This window comes from Lentzea aerocolonigenes, from assembly GCF_000974445.1.
In the GTDB taxonomy this organism is placed as follows: domain Bacteria; phylum Actinomycetota; class Actinomycetes; order Mycobacteriales; family Pseudonocardiaceae; genus Lentzea; species Lentzea aerocolonigenes.
The window spans coordinates 68521-93542 of record NZ_BBOJ01000007.1 but is presented as its reverse complement, the minus strand read 5'-3'; the positions used below and the strand labels follow the sequence as shown (position 1 = coordinate 93542).

Sequence of the window (25022 nt, the reverse complement as noted above, 5' to 3'; positions counted from 1 at the left end):
CCGCACTGCCGCCAGGTCCTGCCTGCGGGCTACCGTTCACCACGTGGGGGGACCACGTGGTGAGGTCCGGATTCTCGGGCCGGTCGAGGTGTGCGGCCCGCACGGGCGGGCCGCACTGAGCGGTGCGCGGCAACACGGCATCATCGCGGTCCTCGCACTGCGCGCGGGTGCCACGGTCCCGGTCGAGGGTCTCGTGGACGTGTTGTGGGGCGAGGATCCGCCGCGCACGGCCGTGCGGTCGTTGCACAGCTACGTCGCCCGCGTGCGGCAGGCACTCGCCGACTGCGGCCTGCCCGGCGCGCTCGTCACCAAGCCCGGCGGCTACCAGCTGGACGCGACCGTCGACGCCGAGCTGTTCGAACGGACGAGGGACCTCAGCCTGTGGCGGGGTGAGCCGGCGGCCGGCACCGAGCTGTTCGGCTGGGGCCGCGCGGAGATCCACCGGTTGCGGGAACAGCGAATCACCGCGCTGGAGGTCCACTGGGCCGACCGGCTCGACCACCAGGACGCGATCGCGGAGCTCGAACGGCTGGTGGGGAGCCATCCCACGCGGGAACGGCTCGTCGGCCTGCTGATGCGGGCGTTGCACCTCGACGGGAGGCACGCCGACGCGCTCGAAGCGTTCCGGAAGCTGAGATCCCGGCTCGCCGACGAGCTCGGCACCGACCCCGGCCCCGAGCTCACCGCGCTGCACACCGCGATCCTGCGCCGCGACCCCGCGTTGCAGAGCGCGAAACCGGCCCAGCTGCCCGCCCGCGCCGGTCATTTCACCGGCCGTGCCGCCGAGTTCGCCGAACTGGCCTGCCTGCCGCCGATCGTCGTGGTCTCCGGTGTGGCGGGGGTCGGCAAGACCACGTTCGCGGTCGAGTGGGCGCACCGCGTCGCCGAACGCTTCCCCGACGGGCAGGTGTTCCTGGACCTGCAACGGCTCACGCCCGCCCAGGCGCTGACCGAGATGCTGCACAGCCTCGGCGTTCCGTCGGATCGCGTGTCAGCCGATCCGGCCGCGCTGTACCGGACGTTGTTGCACGGCAAGCGGGTGCTCATCGTGCTGGACGACGTGCGCCGCGCGCGTGACGTGCTGCCGCTGGTGCCGGGCGACCAGGGCAACCTGCTGCTGATCACGAGTCGCGACACGCTCTCCGCGCTCGGCACGCGCCACGCCGTGCACACCGTGCGGCTCGGCCTGCTGAGCGAGCCGGAGGCGCATTCCCTGCTGACCGGGATCCTCGGGGAGACCAGGGTGCACGCGGAGTCGGCCGCGACGACGGACCTGGTCGTCCACTGTGGACGATTGCCGCTCGCGTTGCGCATCGCGGCCGCGCGTCTCGCGGTCCGGCCCGGCAGGCGGATCGCGGACCTGGTCCGGGAGTTGACCCGCAACGACCCGTTGGACGTGCTGACGGTCGACGGCGACGACCGCACGGTGCGCACCGTGTTCGCCAGCGCACACCGCACGTTGAGCGAACCTGCGGCGCGCTTGTTCCGCGTGCTCGGCGAACATCCCGGTGCGAGCTTCCCCGCCGACCTCGCCGACGCGCTGGGCCCTGGCCTCGACGAGCTCGTCGCGACGCACCTCGTCAGCGAGGTGGGCAACGGCCGGTACGCGTTGCACGACCTGGTCCGCCTGTTCGCCCGGCAGAGCGGCGACCTCGGTGACGGCGTGGAGCGGATGCTCGACCGGTACCTCACGATCGCCCACGCGGCCGGCCAGGTGCTCAACCCGCGGCATGACCTCGTGACCCGTGCGCCGTGCGACGACCTCCCGTTCACCGCGGACCGGGCCGAAGTGCTCGCCTGCCTCGACGCCGAGCGCGACAACATGTCGCACGTGATCCGGCTCGCGGCCCGCCGCGGGCTGCACCGGGAGACGTGGCAGCTGGCGTACCTGCTCACGAGCTACTTCGAGGCGCGCGGCAACTGGGCCGCTCGCGTCGAGCAGTGCGAGCACGCCGTCACCGCGGCCCGCGCGCTCGGCGACCCGCGCGCCGAGGCGGAGATGTTGCGCGGACTCGGAATCGCGTTGCAGATGACCTCACGCATCGCCGAAGCCATGGTGGTGCAACGACAAGCGCTCGCGCTGGTGCGGGAGGCAGGTGATCTGCGCGGGGAAGCGCGGCTGCACAACAACATCGGCAACGCGCACTCGGAGCTGCGCGAGTTCGGGCAGGCGCTGGAGTCGTACCAGGCGGCGACACGGGTGCACGGCGCCGCGGGCGACGAGGTGGGGGTGGCGCTCGCCAGGCGCAACCTCGGTTACACCTACGTGCGGATGGGCCGGCCGGACCTGGCGGTCGAACCGTTGTTCGCGGCGCTGGAAACCTTCCGCGCCAAGGGGAACTCCCGGCTGGAGGCGGCGACCCTCATGTCGCTGGGCAACGCGTTCCACCAGCTCGCCGACCGCGCACCGGCACTGCGCTACTTCGGTGACGCGTTGCGGATCAGCCGTGAGGTCACCGACCACCGCTTCGAGGCCGACGCGCTGGCCCACCTCGGTGTCACGCAGCTCGCGCTCGGCGACCCGGCCGTGGCACGGGAACACCTGACCGCCTCTCTCGAGGTGTGCCGTGCGCTCGGCGACCGCCACCGCGAGGCGTCGGCACTGCACCACCTCGGCGAGACCGAGCTGGCGCTGGGGGACCTCGCCGCCGCCCGCGACCACCTCGTGGCCGCACTGGCCGCGCGTGCCCAGGCACCCGACGAGTTCGAGGAGGCCTCGGTCCACCGCACGGCGGCCGACCTGGAGGGCCGGTGCGGGCGGTGGACCGAGGCCGCGAGGCACTGGGCTCAGGCCCTGGCGCTGTTCACCTCTTGCCGCCGATCGTGAACACGCCCACGGCCTTGCCGATCTCGCCCGGCTTCACCGCGGTGATCTGCAGGTAGAACTGCTTCTGCTGACCGTCGACGCGCAGCACCGTGTACGGAATCCGGGCGCTGGTCTGACCCGCCTTGATCGTGACCGTTCCGTTCGGCGCCGCCTTGTAGTCCTCACCCAGCTTCGCCGTGCCGTCGACGAACTTGTACGCCACTTCGACGTTCTGCTTCGCCGCCCCGTTGCGCAGTTTCACCACAGCGGAGTAGTCGTCCGCTCTCTCGTGCACCGGGCCGTCCTGGGCGTCCACGACGATCGGGCAGTCGGGCTGGTCGCAGTCCGGTACTCCTTGTGCGGGAACGATTCCCAGCAACAGCAGCAACAGAACCATGAGCGTCTTCATTGAGCACCCCTTCGGCAGGTCCGTCTCCGCTCAACGGAGACGGACCTGCCGGGGCTGATACTCACTCCTTGTCGTTCTCCTTCTCGTTGATCCGGTACTCCGCGCCACCGAGGTCGCCCTCCCGCTCGTCGACCTGGCGCACCTGCAGCACCGCGGGCTCCGCCTCGACGTCGGTCTCGAACGTCAGGCCGATCTCGATGCGCTCCTCACCCTTGAGCGCCAGCCCGTCGAGACGGGCGAGCTTCGGCTCGACGATCTGGAACTGCGTCTCGCCCACCTGCTTCAGCCCGGCGCCCTTCTGCCCGGCGGCCCGCCACCTGGCCGTGAGCTCCTGGCCGAGATCGATCGTCACCCTGCCCGCGAACGGCCGCTCCGGCTGCTCGAGGATCAGGCTCTGCCTGCCGTCGAACGGGTTCGGGTTGCCGATGGTGTACGTCACCCAGTACGGCCGGTCCGGGAACACCCGCACCGAGTTGACGTTGCGCCACACGATGTTGTTGTTCCGCTGGGCGTTGAGCTGAGTGTTGGGTCCCTCGGCGAACGTCATCGGGTCGATGTTGGGGGACACCCAGCGCGCGAGCAGGCAGAAGTGCGCGGGACCCGGCACGTTCCAGCCCGGCCAGGTGAGCATGACCGTGGTGCCGCCCACCGGCACGCTGGCGCCGATGTTGTTGATGTACGTCCAGCCGCCCGGCCACGCCGTCCCGCCGCCGAGGTTGCTGCGGTACAGCACGAGGTTGCCGTCGACGTTGCCGATGCCGCCGGGCTTGCGGCGCAACGTCACGAACACGTAGTTGTTCAGCCCGACTCTGGGGTTCTGCGACACCGCGCACGGCACGGGTGTCCAGCAGACCTTGATGTCGGGACTGGTGTAGATGCTGCCGGCGCTGGGCTCGTTGCCCACGTCGCCGGCGTTGTCCCGCATGTAGACATCGCGGTAGAACGGCGTGGCGCTCGCCGCCGGAACGACGACGAGCCCCACGACCGCCAGCACTCCGAGCAGCACCGCCGCCAGCTTGGTTCTCACCATGTCCTCCCTCGGTTGTGGTTTGCTCACCGAAGGAGTACCTGCGTGCTGTTGTAGCTCGGTTGTCGTGCTGTTGTTGCGGAACCGGTCAGGGAATCAGGTTCCACTGCTGGTTGGCGCCACCCCAGCAGTCCCACAGGTGCAGCTTGGTCCCGTTGGTGGTGCCCAGGGCGATCGCGTCGAGGCACCTCCCCGACTGCACACCGGTGATCGTGCCGTCGGCGTTGACGTTCCACTGCTGGTTGGCGCCGCCGTTGCAGTCCCAGATCACGGCCGCGGTCCCGTTGGCGGTCCCGGCACCGAAGGCGTCGAGGCACTTGTTGCCGTACACGACGAGCTGCTTGTTCGACGTGTAGGTCCACCGCTGGTTGGTGTTGCCGGAGCAGTCCCACAGCTGGGCCTGTTCACCGTTGGTGGTCGAAGCGCCGTTGATGTCGACGCAGCGGCCCGACTGCTGGCCGAGGATCTTCACGTTCTGGGTGGGCTGGACGCCGGCGGCCGCCATCACGTTCTGCGCGCCGCTCGGCCAGGCGCCGTTGCTGACGAAGACGGTGCCCGTGACGGTGTTGCCGCGCGTGCCGTTCGTGATGTCGGCACCGTCGTGGTCGGACCAGTTGTTCGTAAGCGTGAGGTCACCGGTGTGGTTGTTGTCGCTGGCGTTCGCGTGAGCCCAGTTCCAGCCGCCCTGGTAGACGTTGCCCGTCACCGAGACGTAGCGCGACCCCTCGTCGAAGTACATGTCGAAGCCGCGGTTCATGGACCTGAAGTAGTTCTGCCTGAGCACCGTGCCGGGGCTCGCGGACAGCATGTAGAAACCGCCGCCGTCCGACATGGTCGTCATCGTGTCGTGGATGTGGTTGCCGAGGACGAGGTTGTTCTTCGCCGTCGTCGCCGTGGTGTAGAGCGGCTGGTAGTTGTACGTGCCGCGGTTCTGGTACTCCTGGCTGCCGCCGGGGTCGTTGATGCCCCAGCCGTAGCCCAGGTTGAGGCCCGAGTACGGCAGGTTGTAGATCTCGTTGTGCGAGATGGTCGCGTTCGTGGCGTAGGTGACCAGGACGCCGACGTGGCTGCGGTACTCGAGAGCGACGTCGTGGACCTTGTTGTTGCTGAGGGTGATGTTCTGGACCGTCATGCGGCTGTCGCTCGGGTGGTGCGCGTCGGCCCGCAGGCCGCCGACGACGATGCCGCCGGCCGAGATCTGCTCGAAGGTGCTGCCGGTGACCGTGATGTTGTTCGCGCCGAGCCCGACACCGGTGGTGTGGCCGTTGGCGTCGTTGCCGATGCCGACGCCGACCTGGCCGATGTTCGTGAACCTGCTGCCGCTGAAGGTGATGGCGTTGGCGGCCGACACCTGGACGGCCGCGGGCATCTGGCTGAAGCCGGGACGGGTCGACTCGAACTGGGAGCAGCCGGAACCGCAGGTGCTGAACGCGTTCGAAGGCCTGGTGCTCCACGTTCCCCGGATGTAGCCGCCGGTCTGCTGGTCGGCGTAGCCCTCGTTCGTGCTCGGCAACAGCCAGCTCGTGTGCGAGAACTGCAGGCCGCTGAACGAGATGTTGTGGGCCGGCGCGTCATAGGTGCCGCCGACGTTCACCAACGACTGCAACCGCGGCAGCCGCACGTCGGCGTTCGCGATGTTCTGGCCCGCCAACGGCTTGTAGTAGAGGGTGCCGGTGGCCGTGTCGAGGTACCACTCGCCCTCGGCGTCGAGGAACTCCCGCGCGTTCTCCAGCCAGAACCCCGCCTGGTTGAACGGGAACTGGACGGTGTCCCAGCCCCAGGTGTTGTTGTCCCACGCGGGTTGCTGCATCGTGATCGTGTTGCCGGAGATCGACTGCACCGGCGTGAACCGGTCGGTGAACGAGTTGGCCGACTCGAGCTCGACCCTGTTCTTGTTGCCGAGGTTGTTCAGGTACGACAACGCGCTGCTGGTGAAGGTCATCCCGCTGGACGTGAGCGTGAAGTCGGACCGGTTGACCGCGGTGCGGGCCCGCGTCGCGATCTTGCCGTCGACGTAGAGCTGGCGGGTGTCGAACCCGGTGCCGACGTTCGCCTTCCAGATGTTCTGCGCGGCGTCCGCCTGCGTCCAGCCGGTGACCTTCTGGCCGCCGGAGATGACCGAACCCTGCGAGCCCTGCCAGATCACGGTGTGGCCGCTGGTGCCGGAGTCGGCGGCGGTGAAGGTGAGCGGTGAGCTCAACGTGTACGTGCCGCCGGCGAGCTGGACCACGACGTCGCCGGTCATCGTCGGGACGAGCGTCCTCACGGACGCCTGGGCCTGCGTGATCGAACACGGCTGGGCGGACGAGCAGGCCGTGCCGGATCCGGTGGGAGAGGCGTAGAGGGTGGTCATGACGGCGGCCGTGGCGGGGGCCGAGGCGACGGTGATGCCACCGAGCGCTAAGAGAGCGGCGGCGGCGGACCGGCCGATCAGGGAAGCGAGCAGCTTCATTGCTGGCTCCATTCGGGGGGAAAGGGGCGTGCGAGAACACCGGCCGTCACAGCGGCCGGAGACTGTGTTGGTTGTGCCGGAGTCGGCGTCCGGTGCGTGGTGGCGCGGCTCGTGTTGCTGCGTTGTGCCGGTGGTGGTGTGTGGTGGGCGGCACGGCTCACGGCCTCGCAGCACGGCTCACGTTGCCGTGTTGTGCCGGTGTCGGCGTCTGGCCCGCGGCGGCTGGGACCTGGCGGCACGGCTCACGTCGCCGCGGTGCCCGGCCCACGACGGCCGCGGCACGGCTCACGGGCGACACCGGTGTGCGGGCCCGCGCCGAGCCGGACGTCGGCGCGGGCCCTCAGGGCGTCACGCGGTGGTGGGCGGCTCCAGATGCCAGACCTCCTGCATCGGTGCCCACCAGTGGCCGGAGCCCGGCTCGGCCAGGGACTCCTGGCACGGGTCGGTCAGCGTCCACCACCGCTGGGTCTCCGGGTCGGCGGCGATGCTCGCCTGGGCGGCGTCGTGGTCGTCGCCGTGGAACTCGTAGTAGCCGAAGAGCAGGTCACCGTGCAGGAAGATCGTGAAGTTCCGGATGCCGACGTCGAGCATCGCTCGTTCGACGCCGGGCCACACGGCCGAGTGGAGCCGGAGGTACTCCTCGCGGTGTTCGTCGCGGAGACGGATCACCATGCCGAAGCGCTGTGGGCTGTCCATTGTGGTCTCCTCAGGCGGTGACGGGGGCGTCCGGTTCGACGACGTGGAGGCGGTGTCCGGCGCGGTCCGGACGGATGTGGGAGCCGCCGGAGAGCGGGTGGGGGAGCAGGTGCTTCGCCGCCGCGACGGCTTCCTCGTCGACGCGCAGGCCCAGGCCCGGGGTGTCGCCGAGCACGTACGCCCCGCCCTCGACGTGCGCGTCCACGGAGACGCCGAGCGGCGGCCGCAGGTCCTGCAGTTCGCTCACCAGGTGGTTGGGCACGGACGTGGCGGCGTGCAGCAGGCCGAGCGGTGTGGTGCCGATGGGGCTCACGGGCAGGTCGTGGGCGTGGGCGAGGGTGGCGACCCGCAGGAAGTGGGTGATGCCCCAGACCGCGGCCGTCTGCACGACGTCGACGGCTCCCGCCGCGATGAGCGACCGGTGTTGTTCGAGCCCGGTCAGGTTCTCGCCGGTGGCGACCGAGGCGCGGATGCCGCGGCCGACCACCGCGTGCCCTTCGGCGTCCCAGCGCCGGACCGGTTCCTCGATCCACGTCAGGTCGTGGGTGCGTTCGATCTCGCTGACGTACCGGACCGCCTGCTTGCGCGTCCAGGTCTCGTTGACGTCGAGCATCAGGCTCGGCCTCGTGCCGCGGCCGGCCTTCGCGAGGACGTCGCGGACGAGGCCGAGGCGGTACGTGTCGTGCTCGACGTCGAGACCGCCCTTGATCTTCGCCGCGCGCAGCCCGCGGTCGGCGTACTCCTGGTACACCGAGACGAACTCGTCGTCGTCGAGCGCGATGTCCAGCGCCGAGGCGTAGGCCGGCACCCGGCGGTCGCGGCCGCCGAGCAGGCGCCACAACGGTTCTCCCGCCGCCTGCGCCTTGATGTCCCACAGCGCGGTGTCGAGCGCTCCGATCGTGCCGAACACGGCGCCCGCGTGACCCGCCTTGAACATCCGGCGCTGCATGCGGTCGTAGAGGGCGGTGACGGACCTGGGGTCCTCGCCCTCGATGGCGGAGAAGACGCTCTCGATCTCGACGTGCGGCCCGAGGCCGACGCCGCTGATGCCCGCGTCCGTCTCGACGACGACGATCGGGACCCGTACGACGCCGTCGGCGTAGACGCCGTTGGCGTCCCCCACCGGCCGGCCCCAGTCGTGGATCGTGGTGAGGGTCCGCAGACCAGTGATGCGCATGTCAGCCCTTCGTGGACCCGGCGGTGACACCGTCGGCGATCTGTCGTTGCAGGAACAGGTAGACGACCAGCACGGGGATCGCGGCGATCAGCACGCCGGACGCGAACGTGGGGATGTCGTCGGAGTACTGCCCGCGCAACGAGGTGACTCCGACCATCAGGGTGCGGTGCTCGGCGGACGGCATCATCAACAACGAGATGAGCACGTCGTTCCAGCAGAACAGGGCGTTGAGCACGCCGACGGACAGCAGCGCGGGCGCGCCGATCGGCAGCATGATCCGCCAGTAGACCCCGTAGACGGTGTTCCCGTCGATGCGGGCCGCGTCGACGATCTCCGCGGGCACGGTCGAGTAGTAGCTGGTCAGCAGGAAGATCGTGAACGGCAGGAACTGGGCCACGTAGGCGAGGACGAGCCCCGGATACGTGTCGATGAGCCCGCTGTCGGCCATGATCCGCGCGAGCGGCACCATGATCACCTGGAACGGCACGAACAGCGCCGCGAGGATGCCGAGGAACAGCGTGGACGAACCGCGGAAACGCAGCCGTCCCAACGCGAAGCCCGCCATCGACCCGAGCAGCAGCAACAGCGCCACCGAGCACGCCACGACGACCACCGAGTTGAGGAAGTACTTCGACATCCCCACGCTCGTCCACGCCTTGACGACGTTGTCCCACCGCAGCGAGTCCGCCAGGGAGAACCGGTCGAGGGTGTAGTCGCGGCGGGTCTTCATCGCCACGTTGGTGGTGAACACCAGGGGATACACGGTGGCCAGCGCGAGCACGGCCATCGGGACGGCGACGACCCACTTGGTCAACCGGGAGCCGGACATCAGTCCTCCTTGCCGGCGGCACGTCGCAGGATGCCGATCTGAGCCAGCCCCACGACGAGCATGATCAGGAACAGTGCGGTGGAGGCGGCGGAGGCCAGCGCGGGCTGGTTCATCTGCCCCTGCTGGATCCAGATGTAGTACTCGGGCAGGTAGGTCGACCCCTCCGGCCCGCCGCTCGTCATCACGTACAGCAGACCGAACATCGAGGTCAGCATGCCGATCATGGTGGTGACGAAGACGAACTGGATGGTGCGCGACAGGCTCGGGACGATCACGTGCCAGATGGTCTGCGCGAACGACGCACCGTCCACTTTGGCCGCATCCAGCAGGGACGAGTCGAGCGTGGCGAACCCGGCGAGGAAGACCACCAGCGCCATGCCGAACGTCGCCCAGACGTGCACCCCGACGACGGTGAAGATCGCCACGCCGGGATCGCCGAGCCAGTCCACCGGTCCCAGGCCGAGACCGCCGAGCAGCCGGTTGAGCGGACCGTCGAACGCGAGCAGCAGGTTGAAGATCGCGCCGACGATCACCGGTGAGAGCACGGCGGGGAAGAAGTAGACACCGCGGTAGAGCCGATGTCCCGGCACCCGCAGGTAGATGAACGTCGCGAGCAGACCCGGAATCGCGACCGCCACCGGCAGCAGCAGCACGAGCAGACCGACGTTGCGCAACGCCGTGCGGAACAACGGGTCGCTGAACAGGGTGAGGTAGTTGGCGAAGCCGACCATCATCCCGTTGCGGTCGCCGTCGCCGGTGAACGAGAAGTTCACCCCGAGCACGAGGGGCCACAACCGCAGCACGACGATGATCAGGACGGCCGGTGCCACGAGGACCAGCGGTGCCAGGCGTTCGGCCCGCGAGCCCACGCGAGTGCGCCGCCGCACCCCGGCGGGCTCGGCCGAGACCGAGCCCGCCGGAGACAGAGAGGGTGCCGCCACGACGTCAGCCCGTCTTGTCCGACGCCGCCAGCTGCTGCAGCACGTCGTCCACCGTGGTGGAGCCGCTGAGCAACTGCTGGGAGAGCCGTCCCATGAGATCGATCGTCTTGGACGACAGGGCGACGTGCAAGGCGGGCTTGCCGGACTTGACCTCGGAGACGATGGTCTTGACGGCGGGACCGCCCGCGGAGGTGTCGATCGTGGTGTCGGAGGCGATCGCGCCACCGTCCACGTAGAACGCCTTGAGCGCCTCGGTGGAGGTCAGCGACCGCACCAGGTCCGCGGCGAGCTTCGGGTCCTTCGTCCACTTCGCGACCGCGTACCCGATGCCGCCGTCGTAGGGCAGGCTCGGCTTCGCCGCGGGGTTGACCAGGGGCGCCTGCATGACACCGAGCTTCTCCGGGGTCAGGAACTCGGCGAAGTCCTTCCAGTGCCCGACGTCCGACATCAGGCCGATGACGTTGGCGGCCTTGGCGGAGTTGAACGCGGCGAACGCGTCGTTGAACATCGCGGTGGAGTTGGCGCCGTCGGTGTTGAGCCCGGCGTCGGCGGTCTGCTTCCACAGCTCGAAGATGCGCTTGACGTCAGGTGAGGACCAGTTGCGCTTGCCCGCGATCCAGTCGTCGTACTCCTGCGGCGTCAGGACGGCGGATCCCATGGCGGACAGGAAGAACTGGATGCCGACGCCCTCCTTGTTGCCCAGCGCGAAGCACTTGGCGCCGGTCTTCGCGGTGACGACGCCGCAGTTCTTGACGAAGTCGTCCCAGGTCTTCGCGGGAGCGTCGATGCCGGCCTTCTGGTAGAGGTCCTTGTTGTAGTAGATCGGGTGGCCCTGCAGGGTCACCGGCTCGGCGTAGACCTTGCCCGCCTTGGTGAACGCGTCCCAGCCGGCCAGCCGCTGCTTGTCGTCGGCGACGTAGGAGTCGAGCGGGGCGAGCGCGTCGGAGCGGTCGCGGATCTGCCCGCCACCGTTGAAGAGGATGACGTCGGGTCCCTTGCCGGCCTGGATGGCCGCGCCGAGCAGGGTGTAGTACTGGTCGAACGGCTGGGCCACGAACTCCACGTTCACGCCGGGGTGCTTCTTCGCGAAGTCCGCCTTGGCCTTCTCGACGTAGCCCGCCGCCTTGGGGTCACCGGACTTCCAGTCCCAGACCACCAGCTTGTCGCTCGAACCGCCGGAGGACGAACCGGGTCCGGCGGCGCTTCCGCAGCCGGCCGTCAGCGTCAGGCCCACCACCAGGGCCGTGGTCCAAAGTGTGCGCTGCTTCATTGAGGCTCACTTCTCGATTTCGGTGGCCGGACGACAACTGGTCCGGCGAGGTGCTGCTGAACGTAATTCGTATGACGTATTACGTCAACGGCCGTTTGTGGTTACACTCGGCCGGACGCTCAGCCCGTCGGCGAGCGGTGCAACGGAGGAACGATGACGGCATCAGGCCAGCAACCGAGCGCGTCCGTGAGCGCGCTCGCCGCCCCGGGCTGGGCGCGCCGGCCCGCGAACCTGGCCAGGGCGATCACGACCGAGCTCGTCGAACGGATCGTGCGCGGCGATCACCCGTCCGGCACGTCGCTGCCGCCGGAGCCGGTGCTGTGCGAGACGTTCTCGGTGAGCAGGACCGTCATCCGCGAGGCGATGAAAGTGCTGCAGGAGAAGGGTCTCGTGCAGGTCCGCCAGGGAGCCGGCACGATCGTCACGGAACCGTCGTCGTGGAACATGCTCGACGAGCTCGTCCTCGGGGCGGTCATCGCCGAGGACGAGACGCTGGGAGTCCTCGACGATCTCGTCGTCACGCGCAGGCTGCTCGAGTCGGACATGGCGCTGGTGGCCGCCCGCACCGCCGACCAGGAGACGCTGGACGCGCTGAGCGCTTTCGTGGACCTCATGGACCAGATGGTGGACGACCCGGCGTCCTATCGCGACCAGGACTACCTCTTCCACGACACGATCATGCGGGCATCCGGCAACCGCATCGCCAGGGGCGTCGTGCGGGCGCTGGAGAGCCAGGTGTTCCACACGGCCAGGTACACCGGCCGGACCGACCGCGCGCTGTGCGTGGCCTCGAACAAGGGACACCGCCGCATCTACGAGCGGATCGCGGCGCACGACCCGGAGGGTGCGGCGGCCGCGATGTACGAGCACATCACCGAAGCGTGGCTCGTGCGGCGCAGCGCTGCGGGTGACCCCAGCCGGCTGGAGCGCTGACCACGGATGAACGGACGCGACATGAGTGACTTCGACGGGCTGGTGGCGCTGGTCACCGGTGGTGGCTCCGGCATCGGCCGCAGCACGGCCGAGCTGCTGGCGGGCCGCGGTGCGCGGGTCGCGGTGCTCGACCTGGCGGCGGACGACCTGCCGGAGGCGATGTTGTTCGTGCGGGCGGACGTCACGGACGACCAGAGCGTCCGCGACGCGGTGGCGGCGGTGGTCGAGCACTTCGGCGGGATCGACGTCTTGATCAACAACGCGGGCATCGGAGCGCAGGGCGACGTGACCGCCGCGACGGACGCCGAGTGGCTGAAGGTCTTCGACGTCAACGTTCTGGGGATGGCGAGGGTGGCGCGTGCCTGTCTGCCGCACCTGCGGAACTCCCGTGCCGCCGCCATCGTCAACACCGGGTCCATCGCGGGGACGGCCGGTCTGCCGCAGCGGGCCGTGTACTCGGCGAGCAAGGGCGCGGTGCACGCCTTGACGCGCGCGATCGCGGCCGACCACATCCGTGAGGGCATCCGCGTCAACGCGGTCGCGCCCGGCACGGCCGACACCCCGTGGGTGCGCAGGCTGCTCGACACGGCCGCGGACCCGGCAGCCGAGCTGGCGGCGCTGGAGGCCAGGCAGCCGCACGGCCGGCTGGTGAGCGCGGACGAGATCGCCTCGTCGATCGCTTACCTCGCAAGCCCTCTGTCGGGGTCGACCACCGGAACCGTGCTCGCCGTGGACGGCGGTATGGACGCGTTGCGGTTGCGTCCGCGTGGCTGATGTCGTGAGCCGGCTGGGACTGGGCACCTCCCCGCTCGGCAACCTGTACGCGGAAGTGACCGAGCGCGAGGCCCGTGCCGTGGTGGACGCGGCGTGGGAGACCGGTGTCCGGATCTTCGACACCGCGCCGCACTACGGGCTGGGACTGGCGGAACGCCGGCTCGGCGCCGCGTTGCGGGACCGTCCGCGGGACGAGTTCCTGTTGTCCACCAAGGTGGGACGCCTGCTGGTGCCCGATCCCGGCGGTCGCGGGCTCGATCCAGAGGGCTTCGCGGTGCCGGCGACCCAGCGCCGCGTGTGGGACTTCAGCGCGGAGGGTGTGCGCCGCAGTCTGGAGTCCTCTTTGGAACGACTAGGGCTCGACCGCGTGGACGTCGTGTACCTGCACGACCCGGACGACCACTGGGACCAGGCGGTGCACGAGGCCCTGCCCGCGCTGGTGGAACTGCGGCGGCAGGGCGTGATCAGCAGGATCGGCATCGGGATGAACCAGTGGCAGATGCTCGCCCGGTTCGTGCTGGAGTCCGGTTCGGACACCGTCGACACGATCCTGCTCGCGGGCCGCTACACCCTGCTGGAACAGCCGGCGCTGGCCGAGCTCCTGCCGCTGTGCGCGCGGCTCGGCGTCGAGGTCGTCGCCGCCGGGCTCTTCAACTCCGGTCTGCTGGCCACGCAGGAGGTTCCGCAGACCGCCACGTACGACTACCGCACGGCCCCGGCCGCGGTCCTCGACCGGGCGAGGCGGATCGCCGCGATCTGCGCGCGGCACGGCACGACGCTGCCGGCCGCGGCGCTGTGGTTCCCCTTCGGTCACCCCGCGGTGACCGGTGCGCTGATCGGAGCCCGCACCGAGGCCGAGATCCGCGCGAACGTCGCCGTGTTCACGACTCCTGTCCCCGCCGCGCTGTGGGCGGAACTGCGTGACGCACGGCTGATCGAGGTCGGCGTGCCGACCCCGTGACCAGCTTCCACACGAACGATTGAGGAACGGCGATGCGACTGCTCAGAGTGGGTGAGAAGGGCTCCGAGATCCCCGCGGTGCTCGACGACGCGGGCCAGGCGCGCGACCTGCGCCCGGTGACGAGTGAGATCAACGGCGATTTCCTGGCGGGCGGTGGCGTGGCGCGGGTGCGCGACGCCCTGCCCGGCCTGCCGGAGCTGGACGTCACGGGCCTGCGGATCGGCGCGCCCGTCGCCCGTCCCGGCGCCCTGATCTGCATCGGCCTCAACTACTCCGACCACGCGGCGGAGACGTCGGCGGAACCGCCCGCCGAACCCGTGGTGTTCATGAAGAACACCAACACGGTCGTCGGGCCGGACGACACGGTGCTCGTGCCTCGGGGGAGCGTGAAGACCGACTACGAGGTGGAGCTGGCGGTCGTGCTGGGCGCGCCCGCGAGGTACCTGGAGAGCCCGCAGGACGCGGCGGCGGTCATCGCGGGCTACGCGATCTCCAACGACGTCAGCGAACGCGAGTTCCAGATCGAACGCGGCGGCCAGTGGACCAAGGGCAAGTCCTGCGAGACGTTCAACCCGCTGGGGCCGTGGCTGGTCACCGCCGACGAGGTGGGCGACCCGCAGGCGCTCGGCCTGAGGCTGAGTGTGAACGGCGAACTGCGGCAGGACGGCAACACGAAGAACATGCTCTTCGGCGTCCACCACGTCATCTGGTACCTCAGCCAGTTCATGGTCCTCGAACCCGGTGACGTCGTGAACACGGGTACGCCCGCGGGGGTGGCGCTCGGCGTGAACGACTTCGAGTACCTGCGCGCCGGAGACTCGGTCGAGCTCGCGATCGACCGGCTCGGCGTGCAGCGGCAGCGGATCGGTCAGGCATGACCGCGGCGCGGCGCGTCGACGCCCACCACCACCTGTGGGATCTCTCCGCGCGGCCGCAGGAGTGGCTCGACGAGCTGGACGTGATCCGGCGCGACTTCGGGCCGGAGGACCTGAGCGCGGTGGCCGGACCGGCCGGGGTCGACGCCACGGTGCTCGTCCAGGTGCTCAACGACGTCGACGAGACGGCGGAGTTCCTCGCGGTGGCGGGGAACTCCGACCTGATCGAGGGTGTCGTCGGATGGGTCGACCTCACCGCGCCCGACGTCGCCGAGCAGCTGGACCGGCTGCGGTCGGGACCGGGCGGCGACCGGCTGGTGGGTGTCCGGCACCTGGTGCAGGCCGAACCGGACCCGCACTGGCTGCTGCGCGCCGACGTGATCGCGGGACTGCGGGCCGTGCGGGACGCGGGGCTGGTCTACGACGTGCTGACTCGCCCGCACCAGCTGCCCGCGGCGCTCGAGGCGGTGCGGACGGTGCCGGACCTGGTGTTCGTGCTGGACCACCTGTCCAAACCGGACATCGCCGGACGCTCGCTGGAGCCGTGGTCGGCGCATCTGGCGGCACTCGCGGCGTTGCCGAACGTGACCGCCAAGCTGTCGGGTCTCGTCACGGAAGCAGGTCCTCAGTGGACTGTCGACGACTTCCGGCCCTACGTGGACGTTGCGCTGCAGGCGTTCGGCCCCGAGCGGCTGATGGTCGGCACGGACTGGCCGGTCTGCCTGCTCGCGGCGTCCTACGAGGAGGTCGTCCAGGTCGCGGAGGAGCTGACCTCCGGGCTCAGCGCCGCCGAACGCGACCTCGTGTTCGGCGGTACGGCGGAGCGCGTCTACTTGGGAGCGAAGTGATGGACACCGTGCGCCTGGCCTACGGCGAGACGGGGCTGGACCTGCGCGTCGACCCGGCGGTGACGACGGTCGTGACGCCGAAGCACCACCCGGTTTCCGCGCCGCCGCGGGAAGTTCTGCGCCGGGCGTTGCGTGAACCGGTGGCGGGTCCGCCGTTGCGGGACCGCGTGCGCCGCGGCCAGACCGTCGCGATCTCCGCCTGCGACGGGACGCGGCCGCAGCCCAGGCACCTGATGATCCCGGCGATCCTGGAGGAGCTCGACGGACTGGTCGACCTCGCCGACGTCGTCGTGCTGGTCGCGACCGGAACGCACCGCGGCAACACCGAGGCGGAGCTGCGCGCGATGTTCGGTGACGAGGTGGTCGACACGGTGCGGATCGTGAACCACGACGCCCGCGACCGCGCGAGCCTGACGTGGATGGGAACGCTCGGTGCGGACGTGCCGGTGTGGCTCAACAGCGAGTGGGTGGACGCGGACGTGCGGATCACCACGGGGTTCGTCGAACCGCACTTCTTCGCCGGGTTCTCCGGCGGGCCGAAGCTGGTCGCGCCCGGCCTCGCCGCGCTGGAGACCGTGCTGGTGCTGCACGACGCGCGCCGGATCGGGCACCCGCGGGCGACGTGGGGGATCATCGAGGGCAACCCGGTGCACGACGACGTGCGTGCCATCGCGGCCGCGACCGGGGTGACGTTCGGGTTCGACGTGGTGCTGAACCAGGACAAGGAGGTCGTCGCCGCGTTCGGTGGTGATCTGCTGGCGATGCACGCCGCCGCCGTGCGCACGGCTCGTTCGGTGGCGATGCAGCCGGTGCCGCAGCTGTTCGACGTGGTGGTGACGACGAACTCCGGCTATCCGCTGGACCAGAACCTCTACCAGGCGGTGAAGGGGATGTCGGCGGCCTACGAGGTGGTGAAGCCGGGCGGCACGATCGTGTGCGCCGCCGAGTGCCGCGACGGGTTCCCCGACCACGGCTCGTACCGCGAGGTGCTGGCCTCCGCGGACTCGCCGGCGGCGTTGTTCGCCGAGATCTCGTCGCGGGAGGTCACCGTGCCGGACCAGTGGCAGGTGCAGATCCAGGCCCGCATCCAGGCCGACTGCCGGGTGGTGATGCGCACCTCGCACCTGAGCGATGCTCAGCTGGCGACCGCACATCTGTCGCAGACCGCGGACATTTCTCTCGCGGTGGCCGAGGCGTTGGCGGCGGCAGGACCGGACGCTCGGCTTTGTGTGCTGCCGGAGGGGCCGCAGACGATTCCTTACGTCGAGGGGGTGCGCCGGTGATTCTCGTGTGCCTGGACAAGTTCCGGGGATGCCTCACCGCGGCACAGGCGTGCGCGGCGGTCGTGAAGGGTGTTGCGGAGGCCGGCGGGCGCGCGACGGCGATGCCGGTCGCCGACGGCGGCGAAGGAACGCTGGAAGCGTTGGCGCGGGCCGGTTATCGCGAGGTGCAGGCCGACGTGACCGGGCCGACCGGACGTCCGGTGCGTGCGGCGTTCGCGGTGCGCGGCACCCGTGCGGTGATCGAGATGGCCAGGGCCAGCGGGCTCGACCTGCTGCCGGGCGGTGAACCGGCGCCGCTCGTGGCCGACAGCCACGGGACCGGCGCGTTGATCCGTGCCGCGCTGGACCACGGCTGCCTCGACATCGTCCTCGCGGTGGGCGGCAGCGCGACGACCGACGGGGGAGCGGGCCTGCTGCGCGCACTCGGCGCCCGCATCACCGACTCCCGCGGCGTGCCGCTGGGTCCGGGCGGTGCCGCGTTGACCGGGGTGGCGCACGTCGACTTGTCCTCTTTGGACTTCCGGTTACGTCTGGCGCGCGTGTCGCTCATGTCCGATGTGGACAACCCGTTGACCGGTCCTTCCGGTGCTGCCGCGGTGTTCGGCCCGCAGAAGGGCGCCTCACCGCGCGACGTCGAGGTGCTGGAGCGCGGCCTGCGCGAGTTCGCCGCGGTGATGACCCGCGCGACCGGCCGTGACATGAGCTCGTCACCCGGCGCGGGCGCGGCGGGCGGCGCGGGTTTCGCGGCGTTGGCGGCCCTCGGCGCCCAGCGCGTGTCCGGAGCCGAGTTCGTGCTGGGCGAGATCGGCCTCGAGGAAGCCCTGCGCGGCGCCTCGCTCGTCGTGGTCGGCGAGGGTCGGTTCGACGCGCAGAGCCTGCGCGGCAAGGCACCCGTGGGCGTGGCCGAGGCAGCCGCCCGGCACGGCGTACCAGTCGTCGTGGTCGCGGGAGACGTCCGGCTCCAGGTGGCTGACCTGCGATCGGCGGGCATCGTCGGCGCGTGGTCGTTGCTGGAGCGCGCGGGCGCCCTGGAACCCGCGATCTCCCGGGCTCCCGAGCTGCTGGCGCAGATCGGCCGCGAACTGACTTCGGTCGTGGAGCGGGGAGGAGCGGCGTGACCGGATCCGATGCGGTCGACCTCGGCTTCGCACGCGTGGACGTCGGCCGCGAGGCGCGCCAGGGACTCCCCGAGGTCGTCTACGGCACCGGCAAGACAGCTCCGCAGATCGTGTCGATCGTGCGAACCTTGTTGCAGCACAACGACGGCCCGGTCCTCGTCACGCGTGTCACGTCCGCTTCCGAGGTTCTGGACGCCGTGCCGGGCGGCTCGTACGACGAGTCGGCCCGCCTGCTCGTGTGGCGCCCAGCACCACGCACGACGTTCACAGTCGTCGTCGCCGCGGCAGGCACCGCGGACCAGCCGGTGGCCCTGGAAGCCGCCGCGATCGCCACGGCGGTGGGCCTGGACGTCACCCTCGTCACGGACGTGGGCGTGGCGGGCCTGCACCGCCTCCTCGCCGAACAGGACCGCCTGCGCGCCGCGGACACCGTCATCGTGGTGGCGGGCATGGAGGGCGCGCTGGCGAGCGCGATCGGCGGCCTGGTCGCGTGCCCGGTGGTCGCGGTGCCGACCTCGACCGGGTACGGCGCGGGGCTGGAGGGCGTGACGGCGTTGCTGGCGATGCACGCGTCGTGTGCGGCCGGGATCACCGTGGTGAACATCGACTCGGGGTTCGGTGCGGCGATGGCGGCGTTCCGGTTGTCGCGGGTGGCGTGCCGGAGCAGCACGTCGTGACCCTCGTCAGCTGTAACACCTCACCCCACCCCTCCCACGCGGCCCGCCGGAGCGCCCCATGACCTGCATCTGCGTCATCTCCCCGTTCACCGGCCTGGCCGGCGACATGCTCCTCGCCGCCCTGGTCGACGCCGGGGCCCCGCTCGACGCCATCCGCGCCGCGATCACCGACACCGGCCTGACGGGCTGGGACCTCACCGTCCCGAGCGTCACCACTCACGGCCTCACCGCCGCCCAGGCCACGGTGTCCGTCTCCGACCACGCCACCTCCCGCAAGGCCGCCGAACTGATCGCCATGGCCGGCCGAGTCCGCAACCGCGCGGTGGCCGACACAGCGGTCGCCGCCCTGAGAGCCATCGCCGAGGTCGAGGGCCGGCTGCACGGCGAGCACTCCGACGAGGTGCACCTGCACGAGCTCGGCGGCCACGACACCCTCGTCGACGTCGTCGGGGTCGCCGCCGCGCTGCACGCTCTCGAAGTCCGCACCGTCCACTGCGAACCGCTGCCGCTCGGCACCGGCACCATCCGCACCGCCCACGGACTCCTGCCGTGCCCGGCTCCGGCCACCGCGAAGTTGCTCGAAGGCGCGCAGGTCACCGGGACGTCGTTGACCGGCGAGACGGTCACGCCCACGGCCGCCGCACTGCTCCGCGCCCTGAACGCCGACTACCGACCCCCGCCTCCCATGCTGTTGCGCGCCACCGGGTACGGCGCCGGCACGCGCACGCTGCCCGACCGGCCCAACGTCGCGGTCGTCCGGCTCGGTGAGGCCGAGGCCGACGTGCGGGACCTGGTCGTGCTGGAGACGAACCTCGACGACATCACCGGAGAGGTTCTCGGGCACGTCGCCGAGTTGCTGCTCGAGCGGGGTGCCCTCGACAGCTGGATCACCCCCGCCGTCATGAAGAAGGGGCGGCCGGCGCACGTCCTGCACGCCCTGGTGACCCCGGAGGCCGCCGAAGAGGTCGAACGGCTGCTGTTCGCCGAGACCGGAACCCTCGGCGTGCGGTGGACCACGGTCCGGCGCACCGCGGTCGCGCGCACCACCGAGACCGTGCTCGTGCACGGCATGCCGGTGCGTCGCAAGCACGGTCCGCACCGCGGCAAACCCGAGTACGACGACGCCGTCGCGGTGGCCAGGCAGACGGGGCTGCCGTTGCGGGCGGTGCTGGCGGCCGCGGAGAAGGAGCAGCCCTGATGGACATCGCCACCCGGCTCGTCGCCGAGCTCGCCGAGATCGGGCCGGTCGCCGTCGCCTTCTCCGGAGGCACGGACTCCGCACTGGTCCTCGCGGCCGCGGTCCGCGCCAACGGGCCGGCGGCGGTCCTCGCGGTCACCGCCGACTCCGCGAGCCTCGCCGCCGCCGAACTGCGGCACGCGGCCGCGTTCGCCCAGGACCTCGGCGTGCGGCACATCGCGCCCGGCACCACCGAGCTGGACAACCCCGGCTACGTCGCGAACGGCCGCGACCGCTGCTACTTCTGCAAGTCCACCGTCCTGGACGCCATCACCGAGGTCGCGCGGGAGCAGGGCATCCCGGCGGTCGCGACCGGGACGAACGCCGACGACGCGAGGGACCCGTTCCGGCCGGGCATCAGGGCCGGTGACGAGATCGGGGTGCACACGCCGTTGCGCGACCTCGGGATGACGAAGGCCGACGTCCGGGCGGTGAGCCTGCACTGGGAACTGTCCACGTGGGACAAACCAGCGCAACCGTGCCTGGCCAGCCGGGTGCGGTACGGGCTGACGATCACGCCCGCGCGGCTGGCGAGGGTGGAACGCGCGGAGCAGGCGACCAGGGCGTGGCTCGCCGAAGCGGGCACCCCGAGCAGGGACCTCCGAGTCCGCGACCTGGGCGACGTCGCACGGGTCGAGCTCGACCAGCACCTCGCCGAAACACCGGCGATCGAGCAGGCACTGGCCGACCTGGTCAAGACGGCGGGTTTCGAACGCGCCGAGCTCGCGGTCTTCCGGTCAGGGGCGCTCAACCACGAGTGAGCCGGTCGAGCAGGTCGTGCCAGCCGGCCTCGACCCGTTCCAGCGAAAAGCCGTGCCCGCGGACCAGGTGGTCGACCAGCACCACGTCCACTGTGGACAGCAGGGTGTGGGCCAGCAGTTCGGCGTCGGCGTCCGGGAGGACCGCGCGCACGAGCGCCGCGACGTGCGTGTGGCGCAGGCGGCGAGGCGGGACCGTGAACTTGCGGTCACCCGCGGGCTCCGCGGCCAGGTAGAGGTCGTGCTGGGCGTGTTCGTGGCGCAGCAGAGCCGGTCCGAACGCCCGCAGCCGCGTCGCCGGGTCCGCGTCGGGTCCCAGTGGCGGTGGACCGCTGAGGAACGCCTTCTGGAACACCTGCTCCGTGTGGTCGAGCAGGGCCTGGAGCAGTCCGTTGCGGTCGCCGAAGCGCCGCGACACGGTGCCCTTCCCGACCCCCGCGGCGGCGGCCACCGTCTCCATCGTGATGGCACCCGCGCCGCGTTCGGCCGCCAGCCGCGCCGCAGCCTCCAGCAGGAGGGCGCGGTTGCGCACGGCGTCCGCACGCAGGGGCGTTTCGGCGCCCAGGAGGGGCAGAGATGTGCCGTCGATCACCTTCGCAGCCTAGCCGGAAGATAAACGGGCCGCGTCCCGTTTACGCTGAGGACCGTTCAACCACAGCTTGCAACTGGGAGTTCGTCATGGCCGTCCGCATCCTCACCCTCGTCGGCAGCCTCCGCGCCGGCTCGACCAACCGCAGGCTCGCCGAGGCCGCGGCCCAGATCGCGCCGGAGCACGTCGAGGTCGGCCTGTACGACGGTCTGGACACGGTGCCGTTCTACAACGAGGACATCGACGCCGAGGGCAGCGTCCCCGCCGCCGCGATCAAGCTCCGCGAGGCAGCCGCCGACGCCGACGCACTGCTGCTGGTCTCGCCCGAGTACAACGGCACCATTCCCGCCGTGCTGAAGAACGCCATCGACTGGCTGTCGCGGCCCTACGGCGCCGGTGCCCTGGCCGGCAAGCCGGTCGCCGTCGTCGGCACCGCGTTCGGCCAGTACGGCGGCGTGTGGGCCCAGGACGAGGCCCGCAAGGCCGCCAAGATCGCCGGTGCCGAGGTCGCCGAGGACCTGACGCTGTCGATCCCCTCCTCGGTGGTCCGCTTCGCCGAGCTCCACCCGGTCGACGACCCCGAGGTCACCGAGAAGCTGAGCGGCGTCATCGAGGGCCTGGCCGCCCGCACCTCCGCCACCGTCTGAATCGCTGCAGAAGTACACGCGGGGCGCTTTCGTTCACTCCTGGTGCACGAAAGGGCCCCGCGTGCGTTCAGCCTCAGAGGGTGCCCATCTCGACGATGCGGTGCTTGATCCCGTAAGCGACCGCCGCGGTGCGTGAGTCGACGTCGAGCTTGGTGAAGATGTTGGAAACGTGACGGTGGACCGTGCGTTCGCTGAGGTGCAGCTCCTCGGCGATCGCACGGTTCGCCTTGCCACGCGCGATGAGCCGGAGGACCTCGGTCTCGCGCCGGGTGAGCCCGTGCGCTCCGGCCGCACCGTCCAGTGCGGCGACGACCCGGTCCAGCGCGGCCAGGTCCGGGCGCGCACCGAGCCGTTCGAAGGTCTTCCTGGCCGCGGAGAACTCGAGCCGCGCGCCGTCGTGGTCGCCGAGCGCGTGGCAGGCCCTGCCGATCAGGACGTTCAGCTTGGCCACCTCGTGCGGGGCGTTCTGGTCCTCCCAGGTGCCGACGGCCCGCCGCAGCAGTGGCAACGCGCCTGCGGGATCACCCTCCGCGAGAGCCAGCGCGCCCGCGACGGCGGATCGTCCGGCCTCGATGACCGGCATCGCCAGCTCCGCCGTGATCTCCTCGAACTCGGCCAGCGCGTCCCTGGCCGCCTCGATCCTCCCCGCCTCCAGGTGGATGGCGATCGCGGCCTCCAGCAGGTCGAGGCGGTCGGGCTTCGAGATCACCTCGGTCAGCGCCCGGCGGACACCCGCCGACGCGGCGCCGACGTCCCCTTCCGCGAGCCGCAGGAGGCCGAGTCCGGGCTGCGTCGGGCAGCCGTGTTCCGCCGCGCGCCGGTAGGCGTCCTCCGCGGCGACCCACTCGCCGCGCAGCCGGCGGACCTCACCGAGCTGGTAGTACGCGTGACCGCAGATCCACCCGGTGTGGCCGTCGAGGTCGTCGCAGACCTCGGCGATCTCGTCGAGGGCAGCGGGCCAGGCACCGTTGAGGCACATCAACCGCGAACGGTAGATGCGGCAGTTCCCGAGATACGCGCCTCGCAGGCTGCTCAACGAGTCGAGCCACCTGGCCATCGACCGGTTCCACGCCCTGGCACGCGCGAAGTCGCGGGCGAGACAGCACCCGCGGACGGCGGCGCAGTAGATCCACGGCGTGACGCGCGGCGACAGGCCGTGGTCGAGCAGCACGGCCATCGCCTCCTCCAGGCGGTCGAGCCCGTCCGCCAGCCGCCCGCCGTCGATGAGGGTCTGGCCCCACAGGCACAACGCCCAGGGGATCACCTCGCCCCGGCCTTCGCCGACGACCGCCCCCAGCAGCTCCTCGGCACGGGAGCGGTCGCCCGTCGTCGCCTCGAACATCGCCTCGGGGATCCTCAGCCACAGACTGGTGACCGGGCCGAGGACGCGGCCCGTCTGCCTGAGCCAGCCGTTGGCTTCGACGTGCTGGTTGGTGTTCAACAGCACCCACCACAGCCAGAACGCGACCTGCGCCGCCTCGTCGAGCTCGCCGCGGCCGACGCGGAGGTCGAACACGCGCCGGAGCAGGGTGACCGCCTCGTCACTCCTGGCGCAGACCTGGGCCGCCTCGGCGAACGACTCCAGGTCCTCGACGGCGAGGGGGTCCTCGGTGTCGGCCACGGCGTACTCGGTACACGCCTCCTCCCAGCGGGAGTCGCGGTGCAGCTCCCGAGCACGGGTGAGGTGAGCCGTGGCGACGGCCTTCACGCCTTCAGAATGACCCTCCGAAGTGGAGTTGGGTAGTTGTACCCACGCCCCGGACCCCGGGTTGGCAGCCAGTGCCGATCCGCCCGGCCCCTCGGACGGCGAGTCTCGGACCCACCACTTCGAACCAAGGGGGTTCCGATGAGGACGACGAACGTGAACGGCATCGAACTGGCCTACGACGATCAGGGCGACGGCGAACCGGTGCTGTTCGTCCACGGTGCGATCTACGCGGACTTCCTCCGCCCGCTGGCGGCACAACCGGCGTTCGGCGAGTGCAGGAGGATCCGCCACCACCGGCGCGGGTACGGGACGACGGGCGGACCGGCCGGTGGGTTCGACGTGCAGGCGGCCGACATCATCGCCCTGATGGACCACCTCGACGTGGACCGGGCACACGTCGTCGGACACTCCGAGGGCGCGATGATCGCTCTCGTGCTCGCCTCCTCCCACCCGGACCGGGTGCGCTCGCTGGCGCTGCTCGAGCCGTTGCCGTCGAGCAGCTGGCTGGTGGCGAGCGAGTACGCGGAGCTGTTGGGAACGCTGGGGCCCGCGTTCGAGGCGATGGCGGGGCACTACCAGGCGGGCGACGTCGCGGGCGCTTTCGACGCGCTCTTCGAGCCGACCGGGCTGGACTGGCGTGCGGCCGCGCGAGCAGCCGGTCCGGGCGTCGTCGACCAGGGCATGAGGGACGCGGCCACGTTCGTCGAGGGAGAAGCGCCCGCACTGGTCGGGTGGAGCTACGGGCCCGAGCAGGCGGCAGTGATCGACTGCCCGGTGCTCTCCTGGAGCGCCGCCCCTGGGAACGCGATCACCCCGGCGACCAGGGCCTTCCTGCGCGAGCTGTTCCCGGGGTGCGAGGAGTCCGTCCTTCAGGGCGGCGACCACTTCTCCGTCACCACGGCTCCCGCGGCCGTCGCGGAGCCGATCGCCGCTTTCGTCTCACGGCACAGCGCCGCCGCCACCGTCTGAATCGCTGCAGAAGTACACGCGGGGAGCTTTCGTACGCT

23 protein-coding genes are annotated in these 25022 nt (G+C 70.8%); 13 read left to right on the top strand and 10 right to left on the bottom strand.

Annotated features, from left to right (window positions below; all coding sequences use genetic code 11):
- Window positions 1–43 precede the first annotated feature (43 nt).
- Window positions 44–2827, top strand: coding sequence for an AfsR/SARP family transcriptional regulator (locus AOM45_RS15175; RefSeq protein ID WP_269083646.1), 2784 nt, complete (start codon window positions 44–46; stop codon window positions 2825–2827).
- Here the strand turns inward: AOM45_RS15175 and AOM45_RS15170 are convergent.
- The 8 genes from AOM45_RS15170 to AOM45_RS15135 form a co-directional block, all read right to left on the bottom strand.
- Window positions 2805–3215 carry a Calx-beta domain-containing protein gene (locus AOM45_RS15170; protein WP_030468607.1) on the bottom strand — a complete coding sequence of 137 codons (411 nt, stop codon included), beginning with the start codon at window positions 3213–3215 and terminating at the stop codon, window positions 2805–2807. The genes AOM45_RS15175 and AOM45_RS15170 overlap by 23 nt on opposite strands.
- Window positions 3216–3276: 61 nt before the next feature.
- Window positions 3277–4242, bottom strand: coding sequence for a hypothetical protein (locus AOM45_RS15165; RefSeq protein WP_156093908.1), 966 nt, complete (start codon window positions 4240–4242; stop codon window positions 3277–3279).
- A gap of 88 nt (window positions 4243–4330) precedes the next feature.
- Window positions 4331–6694 carry a ricin-type beta-trefoil lectin domain protein gene (locus AOM45_RS52875; RefSeq protein WP_030468609.1) on the bottom strand — a complete coding sequence of 788 codons (2364 nt, stop codon included), beginning with the start codon at window positions 6692–6694 and terminating at the stop codon, window positions 4331–4333.
- A 348-nt stretch (window positions 6695–7042) separates the two neighbouring features.
- On the bottom strand, window positions 7043–7390 hold the full coding sequence (locus AOM45_RS15155) for an L-rhamnose mutarotase (protein ID WP_030468610.1): 348 nt from the start codon (window positions 7388–7390) through the stop codon (window positions 7043–7045).
- Window positions 7391–7400: 10 nt separating this feature from the next.
- Window positions 7401–8567, bottom strand: coding sequence for a mandelate racemase/muconate lactonizing enzyme family protein (locus AOM45_RS15150; RefSeq protein WP_030468611.1), 1167 nt, complete (start codon window positions 8565–8567; stop codon window positions 7401–7403).
- A gap of 1 nt (window position 8568) precedes the next feature.
- Window positions 8569–9396 carry a carbohydrate ABC transporter permease gene (locus AOM45_RS15145; RefSeq protein ID WP_030468612.1) on the bottom strand — a complete coding sequence of 276 codons (828 nt, stop codon included), beginning with the start codon at window positions 9394–9396 and terminating at the stop codon, window positions 8569–8571.
- On the bottom strand, window positions 9396–10337 hold the full coding sequence (locus tag AOM45_RS15140; protein ID WP_174517907.1) for a carbohydrate ABC transporter permease: 942 nt from the start codon (window positions 10335–10337) through the stop codon (window positions 9396–9398). Before AOM45_RS15140 ends, AOM45_RS15145 begins: the two co-directional genes overlap by 1 nt.
- Window positions 10338–10341: 4 nt before the next feature.
- Complete coding sequence (locus AOM45_RS15135; protein ID WP_030468614.1) at window positions 10342–11607, bottom strand: ABC transporter substrate-binding protein; 1266 nt, start codon at window positions 11605–11607, stop codon at window positions 10342–10344.
- A gap of 153 nt (window positions 11608–11760) precedes the next feature.
- Here AOM45_RS15135 and AOM45_RS15130 point away from each other — a divergent pair, with 153 nt between their 5' ends.
- Genes AOM45_RS15130 through larE form a run of 10 tightly spaced genes read left to right on the top strand, consistent with a single transcriptional unit; the run spans window position 11761 to window position 21074 of the window.
- Window positions 11761–12540, top strand: a complete 780-nt coding sequence (locus AOM45_RS15130; protein WP_030468615.1) for a FadR/GntR family transcriptional regulator — start codon at window positions 11761–11763, stop codon at window positions 12538–12540.
- A gap of 21 nt (window positions 12541–12561) precedes the next feature.
- Window positions 12562–13314 carry an SDR family NAD(P)-dependent oxidoreductase gene (locus AOM45_RS15125; RefSeq protein WP_030468616.1) on the top strand — a complete coding sequence of 251 codons (753 nt, stop codon included), beginning with the start codon at window positions 12562–12564 and terminating at the stop codon, window positions 13312–13314.
- The gene (locus AOM45_RS15120) at window positions 13307–14275 is read left to right on the top strand and encodes an aldo/keto reductase (RefSeq protein WP_030468617.1); all 969 of its coding nucleotides are present in this window, start codon (window positions 13307–13309) and stop codon (window positions 14273–14275) included. Before AOM45_RS15125 ends, AOM45_RS15120 begins: the two co-directional genes overlap by 8 nt.
- Window positions 14276–14307: 32 nt before the next feature.
- Window positions 14308–15153: a fumarylacetoacetate hydrolase family protein gene (locus tag AOM45_RS15115; RefSeq protein WP_030468618.1), complete on the top strand. Its 846-nt coding sequence runs from the start codon at window positions 14308–14310 to the stop codon at window positions 15151–15153.
- Window positions 15150–15998 (top strand): amidohydrolase family protein, encoded by an 849-nt coding sequence (locus tag AOM45_RS15110; protein WP_030468619.1) that lies wholly within the window; start codon window positions 15150–15152, stop codon window positions 15996–15998. The genes AOM45_RS15115 and AOM45_RS15110 overlap by 4 nt, the downstream gene beginning before the upstream one ends.
- Window positions 15998–17281 (top strand): nickel-dependent lactate racemase, encoded by a 1284-nt coding sequence (larA, locus tag AOM45_RS15105; RefSeq protein WP_030468620.1) that lies wholly within the window; start codon window positions 15998–16000, stop codon window positions 17279–17281. Before AOM45_RS15110 ends, larA begins: the two co-directional genes overlap by 1 nt.
- A complete protein-coding gene (locus AOM45_RS15100) occupies window positions 17278–18399 on the top strand; it encodes a glycerate kinase (protein ID WP_156093909.1) in 1122 nt (373 codons plus the stop codon). The genes larA and AOM45_RS15100 overlap by 4 nt, the downstream gene beginning before the upstream one ends.
- Complete coding sequence (larB, locus tag AOM45_RS15095; protein WP_030468622.1) at window positions 18396–19076, top strand: nickel pincer cofactor biosynthesis protein LarB; 681 nt, start codon at window positions 18396–18398, stop codon at window positions 19074–19076. The genes AOM45_RS15100 and larB overlap by 4 nt, the downstream gene beginning before the upstream one ends.
- A gap of 58 nt (window positions 19077–19134) precedes the next feature.
- Window positions 19135–20274, top strand: coding sequence for a nickel pincer cofactor biosynthesis protein LarC (gene larC / locus AOM45_RS15090; protein WP_035910725.1), 1140 nt, complete (start codon window positions 19135–19137; stop codon window positions 20272–20274).
- Window positions 20274–21074 (top strand): ATP-dependent sacrificial sulfur transferase LarE, encoded by an 801-nt coding sequence (gene larE / locus AOM45_RS15085; RefSeq protein ID WP_030468624.1) that lies wholly within the window; start codon window positions 20274–20276, stop codon window positions 21072–21074. The genes larC and larE overlap by 1 nt, the downstream gene beginning before the upstream one ends.
- Here larE and AOM45_RS15080 read toward each other — a convergent pair.
- Window positions 21061–21663: a TetR/AcrR family transcriptional regulator gene (locus AOM45_RS15080; protein ID WP_051783748.1), complete on the bottom strand. Its 603-nt coding sequence runs from the start codon at window positions 21661–21663 to the stop codon at window positions 21061–21063. The genes larE and AOM45_RS15080 overlap by 14 nt on opposite strands.
- 86 nt (window positions 21664–21749) lie before the next feature.
- Here AOM45_RS15080 and AOM45_RS15075 point away from each other — a divergent pair, with 86 nt between their 5' ends.
- On the top strand, window positions 21750–22307 hold the full coding sequence (locus AOM45_RS15075; protein ID WP_030468626.1) for an NADPH-dependent FMN reductase: 558 nt from the start codon (window positions 21750–21752) through the stop codon (window positions 22305–22307).
- Window positions 22308–22380: 73 nt separating this feature from the next.
- Here AOM45_RS15075 and AOM45_RS52870 read toward each other — a convergent pair whose 3' ends face one another.
- Window positions 22381–24015: a helix-turn-helix transcriptional regulator gene (locus AOM45_RS52870; RefSeq protein ID WP_051783750.1), complete on the bottom strand. Its 1635-nt coding sequence runs from the start codon at window positions 24013–24015 to the stop codon at window positions 22381–22383.
- Between the two features lie 138 nt (window positions 24016–24153).
- Between AOM45_RS52870 and AOM45_RS15065 the strand changes: the two genes are divergently transcribed.
- On the top strand, window positions 24154–24984 hold the full coding sequence (locus tag AOM45_RS15065; RefSeq protein WP_051783752.1) for an alpha/beta fold hydrolase: 831 nt from the start codon (window positions 24154–24156) through the stop codon (window positions 24982–24984).
- The last annotated feature ends 38 nt before the right edge of the window (window positions 24985–25022 follow it).